The 14,833-nt window shown below is 45.7% G+C and carries 15 protein-coding genes, 4 tRNA genes and 1 pseudogene; 13 read left to right on the top strand and 7 right to left on the bottom strand.

What is annotated here, in order from left to right; genetic code table 11:
* Positions 1-47 precede the first annotated feature (47 nt).
* A pseudogene (locus tag FTT63_RS03280) lies at positions 48-403 on the top strand (hypothetical protein).
* A 117-nt stretch (positions 404-520) separates the two neighbouring features.
* On the opposite strand, the gene FTT63_RS03275 reads toward FTT63_RS03280, so the two are convergent.
* Together FTT63_RS03275 and rpsU are read right to left on the bottom strand one after the other, a co-directional pair.
* A complete protein-coding gene (locus FTT63_RS03275) occupies positions 521-967 on the bottom strand; it encodes a GatB/YqeY domain-containing protein (protein ID WP_005177146.1) in 447 nt (148 codons plus the stop codon).
* A 33-nt stretch (positions 968-1,000) separates the two neighbouring features.
* A complete protein-coding gene (rpsU, locus tag FTT63_RS03270) occupies positions 1,001-1,216 on the bottom strand; it encodes a 30S ribosomal protein S21 (RefSeq protein WP_001136722.1) in 216 nt (71 codons plus the stop codon).
* Between the two features lie 147 nt (positions 1,217-1,363).
* Here rpsU and tsaD point away from each other — a divergent pair, with 147 nt between their 5' ends.
* Both tsaD and FTT63_RS03260 read left to right on the top strand, forming a co-directional pair.
* Positions 1,364-2,380: a tRNA (adenosine(37)-N6)-threonylcarbamoyltransferase complex transferase subunit TsaD gene (tsaD, locus tag FTT63_RS03265; RefSeq protein WP_127799189.1), complete on the top strand. Its 1,017-nt coding sequence runs from the start codon at positions 1,364-1,366 to the stop codon at positions 2,378-2,380.
* 154 nt (positions 2,381-2,534) lie between these two features.
* Positions 2,535-3,170 (top strand): hypothetical protein, encoded by a 636-nt coding sequence (locus FTT63_RS03260; RefSeq protein WP_225876415.1) that lies wholly within the window; start codon positions 2,535-2,537, stop codon positions 3,168-3,170.
* Between the two features lie 113 nt (positions 3,171-3,283).
* Here FTT63_RS03260 and FTT63_RS03255 read toward each other — a convergent pair whose 3' ends face one another.
* Positions 3,284-4,156 (bottom strand): ATP-binding protein, encoded by an 873-nt coding sequence (locus FTT63_RS03255; protein WP_005177155.1) that lies wholly within the window; start codon positions 4,154-4,156, stop codon positions 3,284-3,286.
* Positions 4,157-4,336: 180 nt separating this feature from the next.
* On the opposite strand from FTT63_RS03255, the gene FTT63_RS03250 reads away from it, so the two are divergent.
* The 6 genes from FTT63_RS03250 (at position 4,337) to FTT63_RS03225 (ending at position 7,247) form a co-directional block, all read left to right on the top strand.
* On the top strand, positions 4,337-5,851 hold the full coding sequence (locus tag FTT63_RS03250; RefSeq protein WP_127799188.1) for a DUF3336 domain-containing protein: 1,515 nt from the start codon (positions 4,337-4,339) through the stop codon (positions 5,849-5,851).
* Positions 5,817-6,653, top strand: coding sequence for a protein kinase (locus FTT63_RS03245; protein ID WP_127799186.1), 837 nt, complete (start codon positions 5,817-5,819; stop codon positions 6,651-6,653). The genes FTT63_RS03250 and FTT63_RS03245 overlap by 35 nt, the downstream gene beginning before the upstream one ends.
* Positions 6,654-6,760: 107 nt before the next feature.
* Positions 6,761-6,845, top strand: a tRNA-Leu gene (locus tag FTT63_RS03240).
* Between the two features lie 33 nt (positions 6,846-6,878).
* Positions 6,879-6,952 (top strand) — tRNA-Trp (locus FTT63_RS03235).
* 39 nt (positions 6,953-6,991) lie between these two features.
* Positions 6,992-7,076: transfer RNA gene (locus FTT63_RS03230), tRNA-Leu, on the top strand.
* A gap of 86 nt (positions 7,077-7,162) precedes the next feature.
* A tRNA-Leu gene (locus tag FTT63_RS03225) sits at positions 7,163-7,247 on the top strand.
* Positions 7,248-7,405: 158 nt separating this feature from the next.
* Here the strand turns inward: FTT63_RS03225 and FTT63_RS03220 are convergent.
* Positions 7,406-7,609 carry a hypothetical protein gene (locus tag FTT63_RS03220; protein WP_005177162.1) on the bottom strand — a complete coding sequence of 68 codons (204 nt, stop codon included), beginning with the start codon at positions 7,607-7,609 and terminating at the stop codon, positions 7,406-7,408.
* Between the two features lie 452 nt (positions 7,610-8,061).
* Here FTT63_RS03220 and FTT63_RS03215 point away from each other — a divergent pair, with 452 nt between their 5' ends.
* Positions 8,062-8,334 carry a hypothetical protein gene (locus tag FTT63_RS03215; protein WP_005177167.1) on the top strand — a complete coding sequence of 91 codons (273 nt, stop codon included), beginning with the start codon at positions 8,062-8,064 and terminating at the stop codon, positions 8,332-8,334.
* Between the two features lie 15 nt (positions 8,335-8,349).
* Here FTT63_RS03215 and gloB read toward each other — a convergent pair whose 3' ends face one another.
* Positions 8,350-9,084: a hydroxyacylglutathione hydrolase gene (gene gloB, locus FTT63_RS03210; protein ID WP_104469918.1), complete on the bottom strand. Its 735-nt coding sequence runs from the start codon at positions 9,082-9,084 to the stop codon at positions 8,350-8,352.
* 129 nt (positions 9,085-9,213) lie between these two features.
* Here gloB and FTT63_RS03205 point away from each other — a divergent pair, with 129 nt between their 5' ends.
* Positions 9,214-11,190: an acyltransferase family protein gene (locus FTT63_RS03205; protein WP_163145922.1), complete on the top strand. Its 1,977-nt coding sequence runs from the start codon at positions 9,214-9,216 to the stop codon at positions 11,188-11,190.
* Positions 11,191-11,250: 60 nt separating this feature from the next.
* Here the strand turns inward: FTT63_RS03205 and FTT63_RS03200 are convergent, their stop codons facing one another.
* On the bottom strand, positions 11,251-12,483 hold the full coding sequence (locus FTT63_RS03200) for a pyridoxal phosphate-dependent aminotransferase (protein ID WP_005177173.1): 1,233 nt from the start codon (positions 12,481-12,483) through the stop codon (positions 11,251-11,253).
* A 155-nt stretch (positions 12,484-12,638) separates the two neighbouring features.
* Here FTT63_RS03200 and msrB point away from each other — a divergent pair, with 155 nt between their 5' ends.
* Both msrB and FTT63_RS03190 read left to right on the top strand, forming a co-directional pair.
* Positions 12,639-13,058, top strand: a complete 420-nt coding sequence (gene msrB / locus FTT63_RS03195; RefSeq protein WP_005177175.1) for a peptide-methionine (R)-S-oxide reductase MsrB — start codon at positions 12,639-12,641, stop codon at positions 13,056-13,058.
* Positions 13,055-13,537, top strand: a complete 483-nt coding sequence (locus FTT63_RS03190; RefSeq protein WP_168369591.1) for a glutathione peroxidase — start codon at positions 13,055-13,057, stop codon at positions 13,535-13,537. Before msrB ends, FTT63_RS03190 begins: the two co-directional genes overlap by 4 nt.
* A gap of 124 nt (positions 13,538-13,661) precedes the next feature.
* Here FTT63_RS03190 and dapC read toward each other — a convergent pair whose 3' ends face one another.
* Entirely contained in the window at positions 13,662-14,831 is a 1,170-nt protein-coding gene (dapC, locus tag FTT63_RS03185) for a succinyldiaminopimelate transaminase (RefSeq protein WP_104511227.1), read from the bottom strand.
* Positions 14,832-14,833 lie beyond the last annotated feature (2 nt).

Here is a 14,833-nt window from a genome sequence, read left to right as displayed (position 1 = left end):
ATGCTAGAATTCTGGCTCTTGGCTAAATAATGATTTTAAATAACGCGATGAAAAAATTATGGATGGGCATATTGCTCTGGGGGAGTCTGTCTGTGGTCCAGGCAGCGAGTGTGGAGCAGTATGTACTGGCGGTTGAGCAGATTAACCAGAGTTATAAGCAGCAGACCCGGCAGTTTTTAAAGGGCTTGAATCCGCAGCAATCGGGTTTTAGTCCGGCGCAGCAACAGCAGTTTTGTGGCATTGTGCAGAATTATATTGATCAGCTGTATAGCGCTGCAGATGAAAACCGTGCCTATCTGGATCCGCAATATCGCAACATGACCAAGCAGGATGTGGCCCAGCAGGTGTATTCATCTAAAGAAATGCAGATGCTGAAAAATATCAGGTCAATTGTGCACACTGATAGAAGTGACTCAAGAACTGCTTAAAACTTTAGGCAGTTTTTTTATTTTCGGGAAAATAAACTGATACAGCTGTTGATGCTGTTCGGGGAGGAAGTGAGGCGTATGCCTGACTTGAATTAGCTTAATTTGGCTTTAATTTTGGCAGATACTTGTGCAGGATCGGCGCGCCCGGCTATGAGCGGACGCAGAGAATTCATCACCTTACCCATATCTTTCATGCTAGTAGCTTCTTGCGCTGCAATCGTTTGCGCAATGATGGAATCAAGTTCTTCCTCAGTCATAGCTTCTGGTAGAAACTGAGATAACACCTCAATTTCGGCTTGTTCCTTACTAGCTAAATCTTCTCGGCCAGCACCTTCAAAGGCTTTAACCGATTCTTTACGTTGTTTAATTTGCTTTTCAATGACCGCAAGAACCTGAGCATCGTCAAGCTCTTTGCGCTCATCGACTTCGATTTGCTTAATTGCCGCCTGTAGACTACGAATGACCGTTAACTTGTCCATTTCTTTAGCGCGCATTGTCGCTTTCAAAACGTCAGTAATCTGGCTTTTTAAAGTAGTCATGTTTTAATCCAGGCAGTCAATCACAAATTAATCTTAGTAAAGGCGAGTAGTACGTACTGATTCACGCGCCAATTTCTTTTGGTAGCGTTTAACAGCAGCAGCTTTTTTGCGCTTACGTTCTTGAGTTGGTTTTTCGTAGAATTCACGCTTACGTACGTCAGCTAAAACACCTGCTTTTTCGCAAGAACGTTTGAAACGACGGATAGCTACGTCTACTGGTTCGCCTTCTTTCAATTTAACTTGTGGCATGAAGAATCCTCATTAAGTTATGGATAAGATCTGGGGCCGAATTGCCCTCGATCACAAGTGAAGGTCAGTATTTTACTCATTTACATCTCATATCACAAGTCTATAATAGTTCCCGCAATAAATTTGATACAGGTTATAGGCAGTTTAATGATCGTTTTAGGCTTAGAAACATCGTGTGATGAAACAGGACTCGCGCTGTACGACAGTGAGTTGGGTTTACGCGGACAGGTGCTGTATAGCCAGATCAAACTGCATGCCGAATATGGCGGCGTGGTGCCAGAACTGGCCTCACGGGACCATGTGCGTAAACTGATTCCATTAATGAACGAACTGCTTGAGCAAAGCGGTGTAAAAAAATCGGATATTGATGCAGTCGCCTATACCCGCGGTCCGGGCCTGATGGGCGCCTTGATGACCGGGGCTCTATTTGGCCGTACCTTAGCATTTGCCTTAAATAAACCTGCGATTGGCGTGCATCATATGGAAGGGCATATGCTGGCACCGTTATTGTCTGCAACGCCGCCTGAATTTCCATTTGTTGCACTTCTGGTTTCAGGGGGGCATTCACAGCTGATGGCCGCGTATGGCATTGGTCAGTATGAACTGCTGGGTGAGTCAATTGACGATGCCGCCGGTGAAGCTTTTGATAAAGTGGCCAAGATGATGGGCTTGCCGTATCCGGGTGGACCGAATATTGCCAAACTGGCCGAGCAGGGTGATCCGAATGCTTTTGCTTTCCCGCGTCCGATGCTGCATCAGGATTTAACCTTTTCCTTTAGTGGTTTAAAAACTGCAGTTTCTGTTCAAATGAAGAAACTCGGTGAAGAAAGACGTGATGCTGATATCGCTGCGAGCTTCCAGGAAGCTATTGTCGATACTTTAGTGAAAAAATCAGTGAAGGCATTGAAGCAGACTGGCTTAAAACGTTTGGTGATTGCCGGTGGTGTCAGTGCCAACAAGCGTTTACGCGAACGTCTGGAAGCAGATTTGGCAAAAATCAAGGCAACGGTTTACTACGCTGAGCCAGCACTGTGTACCGATAACGGTGCCATGATTGCCTTTGCCGGTTATCAGCGTTTAAAAGCAGGGCAGCAGGATGGTTTGTCTGTGACCACGACTCCGCGCTGGCCGATGACGGAATTGACCAATCCAGAGCAAGTATAAAAGAGCATGTAAAAGAGGCGAAAGCCTCTTTTTTAATGCTTATAATGCAATGAATTTAATAATTTTTTATTGAGTTAAAATGAAATCAGTCAGATATAAAGATTTAAATTTGGGTAATGGGATATTTGAAGGTTGGAATGATCAGCAGGGTTAGATGATATGCGGTTATGAATGGGGTAACTCTAAGAAAGATCAGGAGCAGTCACAGGACGCAAAGCCAGTTGATTTTAATATCGCTTGTACCTTTAGTAACAAAGTTCCGAGATATGGGCAGGGTGCTTTATCATGGCCCTATGATAATAGAATTAAACGGTGGTTTGTTTTATGGGGGCATCCGCTAGATAGTAATGAATATGGTCAGGATTTTGATAAGTCCATTATACAGACCAATTGGGCCAATACCTGCAATCATCAATTAGCGAATTACTCGCATCTGTTGAGCGAAGAACAGGTCAATAATTTTATAAATCATATCAGTACCTTAAAACCTAAGATTATCCTGTTTATGGGAAGTCAGCTGATACATCTTTTAAGAAATCCTATAGTTAAAGCCCGTTTTGAAGAAATTGTGGGTACAGAAATTCCAGATAGTTTTGTAGTGAAGCAAAAGAAAGAGTTTTCAGGAAGAAAATTTAAAATATATTTTTGTGAGTTTGAAAACTGTCAGATTATAGGTTTACCACATCCATCTTCAAGCCGCGGGTTATCTGATCGGTATATTGAATTATTTGAACCTGAAATGAATACGATCATTTCACAATTTAAAAAAGAAAAAGCGATTAATCCTTAAGATAGAAAGCCCAATCTCACAAGGTTGGGCTTTTCAACATGAGCGAACAGATTGTAGATGAGGATTTTCAATCCATAATCGCTATTTCTGTCTGGCAGAGCAATATAGGCAACTTAAAGTTGCTTTAACTGCGCAGACCCAATCCAGTGCTTCGAGAACTGATAAGCGGCACGACCAGAACGCTGCCCACGCGCCTGACACCAGCGTAAAGCTTCGGCACGCGCTTCAGCGGTGAGCTCCATCTCCGCCTTTTGCAGATAATGCTCGACAATTTCTAAATACAGATTCTGATCCATTGGATAAAACGACAGCCACATCCCGAAACGATCGGACAGCGAAATTTTTTCTTCAATCGCTTCCTGTGGATGCAGCTCGGTATATTGCGGCACATCTACCCGTGTTACCGGTGTATTTTCATGCATAAACTCAGGTAATAAATGCCGGCGGTTACTGGTGGCATAAATCACAAAATTACTTGAACCGGACTGTAATGAACCATCTAGCACGCTTTTTAAAGAACGATAATTTTCATCTTCGGCGTTAAAGGCCAGATCATCACAATAGACAATAAATTTTTCCGGCCGATCTGCAATCAGCTTCTGAATTTCAGGCAAATCCGATAAATCATCACGTTCAATTTCAATTAACCGTAACCCTTGTGCTTCATACTCGGTTAGCAGGGCACGCACAATGGAAGATTTTCCGGTACCACGTGAACCGGTAAGCAGTACATCATTGGCCGGTAAGCCTTTTAAAAACTGCAAGGTATTTTGAATTACTTTTTCTTTTTGTTTTTCAATGCCTTTTAAATCTTCCAGATAGATTTTTCGTGGCTGGTAAATGGCTTTTAACTGTTGATCCTGCCATTTAAAGGCCGATGCAGAAAAATCGGTGGCTTGCTTGAGTTCAGGCAAATGTTGCTGGAGCTGCTGTAAAATGGTTGCAAGCGAGGTGAGAATATTATCGGGTAAATCAATATGCGCCATGATTATTCAGCTTTTCGGTCTAGGTCAAAAGATTATCGGGTGCACAAACGACTGTATACCAAGGCGAAATGATTTAGCAATGAAAACATGAATTATGCAATTGAAGAATGTCTGAAATTTCTGCATAGTTAGGAGACATCGACAGATCAGCGCCTATTCAGCGAAGCGCAGAGGGAAGCTATGTTGTTTAAAGAGTTTAGCCAGGACATTAATCCTCATCAGGCCTATCGGATCAAAAAATTAAAACGAAAAATAGAACATGCCGAGAGTTACGAAGAATGGAAAAATCTGGCACTAAAAATAGATGAAGAATCGGGGGCGCAGGAATGGAAGTATGACAACACCTCGCCGTATTTTGATGCTGAAATTATTGCCCATCGTCTGAACTTATTACGCCGTTATCGCCTGGCAGAGCGCACCAGCGACCTGATGTATATTCTGCGCGAAGGCCTGACCTATGATGTGGCCAACATTGCCCATCCAATGCTGTTTACTGCGACCTATGTCGGCACCAAAAAAATTATTGAAGATTATATTGAAGAAGTCAGCAACAGTCTGACCTTTATTGCATCCAAAGAATGCCATTTACTCAGTACTCAGGAAAAGATCGAATTTTTTAAAAACTGTCAGGTGGCCTATGGCCAGCCGGCGATTATGTTTTCAGGCGGGGCAACCCTGGGTCTGTTTCATACCGGCGTGTGCAAGGCGCTGCTCGAGCGTGACCTGATGCCGCAAGTGCTGTCTGGCTCCAGTGCTGGGGCGATTATGACCGCCATGCTTGGCATTTCTAAACCATCGGAGATGATGCACATTTTAAATGGTGAATCGTTCTTTACCGAAGCTTTTCATTTCCGCCGCTGGGAAGATATTTTAAAGGGCAATGGCGGTATTGCTGATGTCCGTTATCTGAAAAAATTCCTGCTCACCAACCTCGGTGATGTCACCTTTGAAGAAGCCTTTAAGGTGTCCGGGCTGCATATCAATATTGCAGTTGCGCCTTATGATGCATCACAGGAAGCACGCATCATGAACAGTTATACCTCGCCAGATTTGCTGGTCTGGAGTGCGGCTTTGGCTTCCTGTGCGGTGCCGGTGCTGTTTCCGCCGGTGCGTTTAACCAGTAAACGGCAGGATGGGGAACATACACCCTATATGGGCAGAACCCGCTGGGTCGATGGCAGTGTGCGTAGTGATTTCCCGCAGGAAAAAATGGCGCGTTTATATAATGTGAATTACACCATTGCCAGTCAGGTCAATCCGCATGTGGTGCCATTTATGCAAACCGATGCCGAGCGTTTCCGTAAAGATATGCTGAGCTGGCCGGAGCGTATTGTGCGCCGTCAGGGCAAAGTGATTAGTAAGGGGATTATGGACTTTACCCGTGAACGTGTCGGTGGTGTGCCGACAGTACGCCGTCTGCTCGATCATGGCCATGGCATTGTCGATCAGCGTTATTATGGTGATGTGAATATTGTTGGCAAATATGGCTGGCGTCATTATAGCTATATGTTGCAAAATCCGCGTCCACACCTGTTCCGATTGCTGCAACGCGAAGGTGAACGCGCCACCTGGCCAAAAATCTCCATGATTGAAACCCATGCCCGCGTGGGTAAAACCATTCAGCATTGTCTGGAACTTTTAGAATATCAGCAGAACCCCGTTGAACACGCCAAATCCGAATTTATTGCCGTTTAGTCCGGCTGAACTTGAACACTATTGTTTTGAGTTAAAAACCAAGCCGCAAAGCTTCAAGATGGGGCGGCGTCTGTTTCAGTTTCGACAAGGGCAATCTGTATACTGGTTGAAAGCCCAGCAGAGGGATGCGCATCCGCAACTGAGCGCAGGTTTTTGCCGAGAGCTGGATTTTTATCGCCAGTTTCAGCAGGCAGATGCACCGGATTTTCTGCTACCTTTCTATTGTGCGCAAAATACCGAAATCCTACGCATCCAGCAGGAGAGCTTTCAGGATTATCTGATTGTGCCGGATGCGCCAGCGTTTTTTGCTTTAGCACCCTCACAATTTAGCCTAAGCCAGATTCAAACACGTTTGCTGCAGGTACTGGATAGCCTGGAACAGCTAACACGGTTGGGCTATCTACATGCAGATTTAAAAGTCGAACATTGGCGCGAATGGGCAGGGCAGGTCAAACTGATTGATTTTGAGCAGTTGCAGGCCATAGATGATCCGCTAATGTCCAATATGACTGCCACACCACGCTATATGGCACCTGAATTATTTCATGGTGAAGCCAAAACGCTGGCCAGTGATCTCTATGCATTGGGGATTATTATCTATGAATGGCTGACTCAGCGCCGTTTACAGGCCAAAAGTTATCAGGATTGGGCCTATTTGCATTGTCAGCAGCTTAAAATTGAGTTACCCGCAGCGTATTTGGGCTTTCAAGACTTGCTTGAGGTGATGCTCAACAAACAAAAAAGCCAGAGAGAAGTCAGTTTTTTTGCCTTAAAAACGCTGTTAAGCACTGAAAATGCTTAAGAAAAAACCAAAATAGAGGCTTTTGTTTTTTATTTAAACAAACAAGTGGCTTTTTCATAAAAAGGGCTTGTCATCGGGAAGTGATCTCTATAATATACACAGCCATCGGGGGCGTGGCGAAATTGGTAGACGCACTGGATTTAGGTTCCAGCGCTGCGAGGCGTGAGAGTTCGAGTCTCTCCGCCCCCACCACTTAAATATCAAGTGAGCTTGATTTTAGGTAACAGAGGATTGGTGTAATGGTAGCATGACGGTCTCCAAAACCGTTCGTCAAGGTTCGAATCCTTGATCCTCTGCCAGAATTTTGAGAAATCCAGCATTAAGTTGGTACCCGGTATGGGGGCGTGGCGAAATTGGTAGACGCACTGGATTTAGGTTCCAGCGCTGCGAGGCGTGAGAGTTCGAGTCTCTCCGCCCCCACCACTCAAAATCAGCAAGGTTAAACTCCTCGCTTCTTTTGTTGAACCGGCCAGCTTGAGTATTTCTTCAAAAAATTGGCATCTTTATATGGGGATGTGGCGGAATTGGTAGACGCACTGTGTTCAGGTCGCAGCGCCGCAAGGTGTAAGAGTTCGAGTCTCTTCATCCCCACCAAATTCTGAAAAAGCAGGGCAGATGTCCTGCTTTTTTATTGCCTGTTATTTTGTCAGGCCTTTATCTCGCCCAAAGAAAAGCCCGCAGAACAGACGGTTCAACGGGCTCAAGTTATGAGAACACTTTATTTTTCTCGATCAAAGAGTGCGTAAACGAATTCAGGCTTTTAAGTGGTCCTCAAATTCTTCACCGAGTTGTACGGCTAGTGCATTGCCGGCCAGTTCACCAGTGACCAGACCATATTCTTTTTTAAAACTAAAGGTAAAACCACGGCCATCGGCTAAATTTTTGACTGAATATCCCAGTTTTTCTAACCAAATACGAAAGGCAATTAAATTTTTAGCTTTTACCACTTTTTTCACGAGTGTACTCCCTTATCTTCAATAAAGTATAGATATGGTTATATCAAGATTTTTTAAAGGGCAAAATTCAAGAATGTGTCAAAAAATATTGAGACTGATGATTTTTGCAGCAAAAAAGACAGAATTTGAGCGCCTGAAAAACATGTATTGATGAATATAGCGGCAGAATTTTAAGCAAATTTTAAATTAATTGATTGATATATTTGATGTATTTTTATTCTAAATTTTCAACATTATCTATGGGCTATTTAAGCCGGCTTGAAATAATTTGTTAAATATTGATGACAACACATCTTTAAGTATTTCTTACAACCTCGGCCTGGCGCGAGATAAAAAGTTGTAGCGATCTGCCGGCTATAATTTGCATACGCTGAGTGATTGATGGCTTTATTTTAAGCCATAGCGGGCCTGGAGATCGGGTATCATAAAGTACAGCCACAGGAGTGAGTAAGATGACGCCAAATACCATTGAAGCTGACGTACAGCAGACCATTCAACAGATGCAGCAACAGGGCCAAACCCCGGTGGCGGTAATGCTAGGCCATGAAGACTGGCTGGTCTTTACCGAACAATCGCAGGTGGCCTACACCCCATTTGGCAGTGCGCGTCGTTATCAACCAGCGTTGGGCGGCTTACTGCTGGTACGCATTGATGAAATGAATGCGGTACGTGTGGTGACACAGACCGAGCTGGATGCGTATGCGGCCAGTCACCAGCTGTTATAAACCGGTTAAACCGCTTTAAAAATTATCTTTCATTTCACGTAATTTTTGGAATTCTTCGACGCTGTCCACCCGTAAAAAAGGATTGGTCTGCAGTTCCAGTTCAATGGTACTTGGCAAGGTCGGCTGATTTAGCAGGCGTAAATCTTCCACCTGCTGATAACGCTGTTGTAGCGCCAGATTATCCGGTTCAACATGCAGGGCAAATTTGGCATTGGACAGGGTATATTCGTGGGTGCAGTACACTTGGGTGCGCGCTGGTAATGCCGCCAGACGGTTTAAAGAGTGATACATCTGCTCAAAGGTGCCTTCAAAAACCCGGCCGCAGCCCATCGCAAACAGGGTATCACCGCAAAACAAGGTATCGATGGCATCCATAAAATACACAATATGCCCCAGGGTATGGCCGGGAACCGCCAGTACATCCACCTGCAGATCATGAAATTTAAAATGGGCTTCATGCTGCAAAGGGTGGGTGATAAACGGAATTTTACTCAGCTCTTCGCGTGGTCCATACACTGGAATATTGCGTGATTGCAGCAGCTCCGGCACACCCCCAATATGGTCTTTATGCCAGTGAGTCAGCCAGATCTGGCTTAAATTTAAACCATGCTCACGGCAATACTGTTCCACCGGTTCGGCTTCGGTGGGATCGACCACAATCACATCTCTGGATATGGTATGTTCCAGCAGCCAAATATAATTCTGTAACTGGTTCTGAATATCCAGCAGATGCACTTTATAGTTGCTCATTCCTCACCCCCACATAATATAATGCCCAGTATAGCCTGAAAGCGATGTTGTCGTCGCTGTGTATCCAAAATTGATCTTTGACTGAAAAGGTCTACAATAAGCCACGTTTCAGTTTTCCCCTGCACGTTCATGAGTTTTGCCTATCGCGCCGATATTGACGGTTTAAGAGCGATTGCCGTCCTGTTGGTGATTTTTAATCATATTGGCCTGTCTATTTTCCCCGGTGGTTATATTGGCGTCGATATTTTCTTTGTGATTTCGGGCTATTTAATTACCTTAATTTTAAGCAAAGAAATCCAGAACCAGACTTTCTCAATCGGTCGCTTTTATAAAAAGCGGGTGGTGCGTTTGGCACCGGCCTATTTTACTGTACTGAGTGTGGTGAGTCTGGTGGCCTGGCAGGTGATGCTGCCCGATGAGCTGAGTCGTTATTTCGACAGTGTCTTTTATGCCACGTTTCTGATGGCCAATATTTATATGCAGCGTGAAGTCGGTGATTACTTCAGTCAGAGTGTCAATGAAGTGCCGCTGCTGCATTTATGGTCGTTGGGCGTTGAAGAGCAGTTCTATATTTTCTGGCCGCTGATTCTGCTGTGCTTTATGAAAAGAAGTAACCGGCAATGGGGTCTGCTGATGGTCGGATCTTTTATTCTCATGTCGTTGCTGTATGCGCAGCAGCAGTTGAGCGTGAATGCCGAGAAAGCCTATTACAGTATGCCGGTCCGCGCCTTTGAACTGCTCTTGGGTGCGCTGATCTGCTTTTTGCCACAAATAAAATGGTCAAAATGGCTGGCGCAAACGCTGGTCTGGAGTTGTCTGGCGCTGTTGTTAGGCACGGCAATGTGGTTGGATCACGCCACACCATTTCCGGGCGCAATGGCGCTGATTCCATGTCTGGCAACGGCCTTGATTATTTATATCGGCCAGAGCGTGCAGTCGCAGAATGTGGTACTGACCAACCGTTTTAGCCTCTGGATGGGCAAAATTTCCTATCCTTTATATTTATGGCACTGGCCGGTAATTGTACTGTTCAGTATCTATATGCTGCCAGTTAATGCCGGTTATCAGCTGGCTATGGTGCTGCTTAGTATCGCGCTGGCCTATCTGACTTATCGTTATATTGAACAGCCGAGCAAAGGTTTTGTGATGGCTGCCAATTACAAGGTCATTCTGAGCGGTTTTGTGGCGCCGGCGCTCTGTTTTATTGGCGTGGCGCAGCTGGTCAGTCAGCATCAGGGTTTTCCGGAGCGGCTAAGTCCGCAAGTGCAAAACCAGATGGCAGCCTTAAATTCGTTTGCGCATGGCATCCGGCAGAAATGTCACAGCTTTCCCAATCCTGGAACGCTGGCCAATCCGCAAGACTGTGTGCTGGGTGTGGAAAAACCGCAGATTGATTTTATGCTGATTGGTGATTCACATGCCAACAGCTATACCGGACTGCTGGATGTCTGGGCCAAAGATGCTGGACTGCGCGGTTATGACAGCACTCAGGACACCACTATTTATTTACCGGGTGTCCAGCGTGGCCGTGGTGAGCATGAAGTGGCTGCCTTTCAAGCCCGCAATGACGCAATTGAGGCGCATTTAAAACAGCATCATTATCAGTTTGTGGTGATGTCAGCTGCCTTTAGCCAGTATCTGGATGCCGGGCATGATCTGCATCCGAGCGCAGAAGAGGACAGTCAGGTCGCGAATCATTTAGACAGTTATTTTGCCGGTTTACAGGCTGCGGTGGATAGTGCACTGGCCAGCAGCGAGTATGTAGTGATGCTGATGGATGTTCCGGTGATTGATCCGGATCAGGCCAATTGTTCATTACGCCGTGAATGGCTGGGGATTGAGCGTGAATGCGCGGTGTCGGCAGAGGAATTCCAGCAGAGCAATGCACCAATTTATCAGTGGATGAGCGAATTGCAGCAGCAGTATCCACAACTGATTGTGGTCGAGCCGACCAAGGTGCTGTGTGATGCGCAGCAATGTGATTTAAGTGTCGAGGGAACGCCGCTGTACCGAAATCAGGATGATGATCATCTCAGTTTTAAAGGTTCGGAAGCGCTGGGGCAGGCCTATTTACAGCAATACGGCAATCCGCTGAAATCGCTTTAATCTTTCTCGTTTGCACAAAAAAGCCGTGAATTGATCACGGCTTTTTTATTGTATTTCAGCTTAGCGGATTTTCGCCAGGAAACGGCCCAAGCGGCTAAGCGCTTCACGTAATTCATTTTCAGCTGGCAGGAACACCACACGGAAATGATCTGGGGTTGGCCAGTTAAAGCCGGTGCCTTGAACCAGCAGCACTTTTTCGGCTTTCAGGAAATCCAGCATCAGTTTTTCATCATCTTCAATGGCGTAGACATTTGGGTCCAGTTTCGGGAAGCAGTACATCGCACCTTCTGGCTTGACGCAAGACACACCCGGAATTTCGTTCAGCATTTCCCAGGCAATATTGCGCTGTTCATACAGACGGCCACCCGGACGGATCAGGTCATTAATTGACTGATAGCCACCAAGCGCGGTCTGAATCGCATATTGCGCCTGATGGTTGGCACACAGACGCATAGAGGCCAGCATGTCCAGACCTTCAATATAGTCGGCTGCGCGTGAACGGTCGCCAGTAATGGCCATCCAGCCAGAACGGTAGCCGGCAATACGGTAGGCTTTAGATAAACCGTTGAATGAAATACACAGCTGATCACCAGCCAGGGCTGCAACCGACACATGCTCAATGCCGTCATACACGATTTTGTCGTAAATTTCGTCGGCAAATAAAATCAGATCATATTTTTTTGCCAGCGCGACAATCTGTTCCAGCACATGACGTGGATAAACTGCACCGGTCGGGTTGTTCGGGTTAATAATCACAATACCGCGGGTATTGGGTGTGATTTTGCTTTCCATATCGGCCAGATCTGGATACCAGTGATTTTCTTCATCACATTTATAGTGAATGGCCGTACCACCCGATAGATTGACCGCCGCCGTCCATAGTGGATAGTCCGGCATTGGAATCAGCATTTCATCGCCATCATCCAGCAGGCCTTGCATGGCCATTACGATTAGCTCAGACACGCCATTGCCGATATAGACATCATTAACGTGCAGGTCAAAAATGCCTTTTTGCTGATAATACTGGCAAATAGCCTTACGTGCCGGGAAAATCCCTTTGGAGTCGGTATAACCGACTGCATTTGGCAGGTTCAGCGCCACATCGTTAATAATTTCCTGCGGGGCTTCAAAGCCGAAGGGGGCGGGGTTACCAATATTCAGTTTAATAATTTTATGGCCGGCTTCTTCCATTTCATTGGCCGCTCGTAACACAGGTCCGCGAATGTCGTAGCATACATGCTCGAGTTTTGAGGATTTTTTAATTTCGCGAGGAGTCGTGTTACCTGTGGACATAATTCCATCCAATTATATGTTTCTGTTAGCAAAAAATAGATTACGCAATTATCACAATCTATACTGAAATTTAGCTAGATATTTTGCAAGCTCTAGCGTAAATATGGAAGTACTGAAGCATGACATTGAATGTCAAAGATTTAAAGGAGTTAGTGATGGGAAAACTCAATAAAACAGACCGAGAATGGCAAAGAGAGTTATCACCAGAAGAGTTTCGGATTACACGACAAAAAGGAACCGAACCGGCCTTTACAGGGAAATACTGGAACAGCAAACAGGATGGGGTGTATGTGTGCCGTTGCTGTGGAGAAGCCTTATTTTCTTCCGATACCAAATACGACAGCGGCAGTGGCTGGCCAAGTTTCTACCGTCCGATTGCCCCGGGGGTCGTGGAAGAACATAACGATCAGTCGCATGGCATGGTGCGTACCGAAATTGTCTGTCATCATTGTGATGCACATTTGGGCCATGTTTTTGATGATGGACCGCAACCGACCGGCTTACGCTATTGCGTCAACTCGGCGTCATTAGAACTAAAAACACAAGAAAAAAGTGATGAGGAAACCTATCCATGACCAACATTTATCAGTTTGAGGCTGAGTTGTTAGATGGGAAAAATAAATCATTTGCCGATTATGAAGGCAAGGTTTTATTGGTGGTGAATACCGCCAGCAAATGCGGTTTTACCCCGCAGTTTGCCGGACTGGAAAAGCTGTATGAAAAATACAAGACCCAAGGCTTTGAGGTGCTCGGCTTTCCCTGTAACCAGTTTGGTGGCCAAGACCCCGGTTCCAATGAGCAGATCGGGGTCTTTTGCCAGAAAAATTATGGGGTCAGCTTTCCCATGTTTGCCAAGGTCGATGTCAAAGGCCCGGAAGCACACGCAATTTTCCGTTATTTAACCAATAACAGCAAAGGCATTTTGGGCAACGGCATCAAGTGGAACTTTACCAAGTTTTTAATTGGTAAAGATGGCAAAGTGCTGAATCGCTATGCACCAACCACCAAGCCGGATGCATTGGAACAGGATATTGAACAGGCTTTACAAGGTTAATACAGGACAAGCGACTTCAGCATCAGCTTTAATTTTGGGGATGATCCTCATCCATGCAAACAGTGTTTAGCCCTGCCTAAAATGAAAAATCCACTCAATAGAGTGGATTTTTTAATATCAGCACCTACAAAATCGCTTTGAGGCGTTGAATCACCTGTTCGCACTGGGCGATATCGGCCACCAAGGCTAAACGGACATGATTTTCACCCGGATTACCTTGCTCGGTTTCACGCGATAAATACCGGCCCGGCAACACTTTAATATGCGCTTTTTCCATCAGCATTTTGGCAAAGGCTTCATCATTATCAACTTTGAGCCAGTAATAGAAACCGGCATCCGGTTTTTGTAAAGGGAGTAGTTGCCCCAGCTCGCTTTGGAACAAGTCAAATTTGGCGCGGTATTGCACGCGGTTGTCTTCAACGTGCTGCTCATCATCCCAAGCCGCAATTGAGGCCAGTTGATGCTGTACCGGCATGGCTGCACCGTGATAGGTACGGTATTGCAAATACGGTTTCAGTAAATCGGCATCGCCGGCAACAAAGCCTGAACGCATCCCCGGCAGATTGGAGCGCTTGGACAGCGAATGGAAAACCACGCAGTTTTTATAGTCGTCGCGGCCTATTTCGGCACAAACTTCGAGCAGACCGGTCGGGGCTTCATCAAACCACAGTTCTGAATAGCATTCATCCGAGGCAATCACAAAACCGTATTGATCAGACAGTGCAATCAGCTTTTTAAACTGGTCTTTGGACAGTACCGCACCGGTCGGGTTGCCCGGCGTACAGACAAATAGCAACGCGGTTTTTTCCCAGACTTCGGCTGGTACGGCATCAAAGTCACCTAAATACTGGTTGTCTTCGGTACAGTTAATGAAATACGGCTTGGCCCCGGCCAGTAAGGTTGCGCCTTCATAAATCTGGTAAAACGGGTTTGGCATCACCACATACGGTGCATCTTCACGTTTCACCAGTGCCTGTACAAAAGAGAAGATCGCTTCACGGGTACCTGAAACCGGTAAAACATGGTGATCTGCACTGATGCTGTTCAGCTTGAAACGGCGACTCAGCCACTGGGCAATGCTGTGGCGTAATTCAGGCAGACCCTTGCTGTTCGGGTAAGTCGATAAATGCTGGAAGTTGTCAATAATGGCCTGTTTTACAAATTCCGGTGCCGGGTGCTTCGGTTCTCCAATCGAGAGGGGAATCAGCGGTAAATCGGCCGGTTGTATATCCTGAAAAAGTCGGTTTAACTTTTCAAATGGATAAGGGTGCAATAAAGACAAACTTGAGTTCATGT

It is taken from the genome of Acinetobacter sp. C15, from assembly GCF_013420645.1.
Taxonomy (GTDB): Bacteria; Pseudomonadota; Gammaproteobacteria; order Pseudomonadales; family Moraxellaceae; genus Acinetobacter; species Acinetobacter indicus.
Note: the sequence above shows the minus strand (reverse complement) of the source record. Positions and strands in the feature narration are given on the sequence as shown.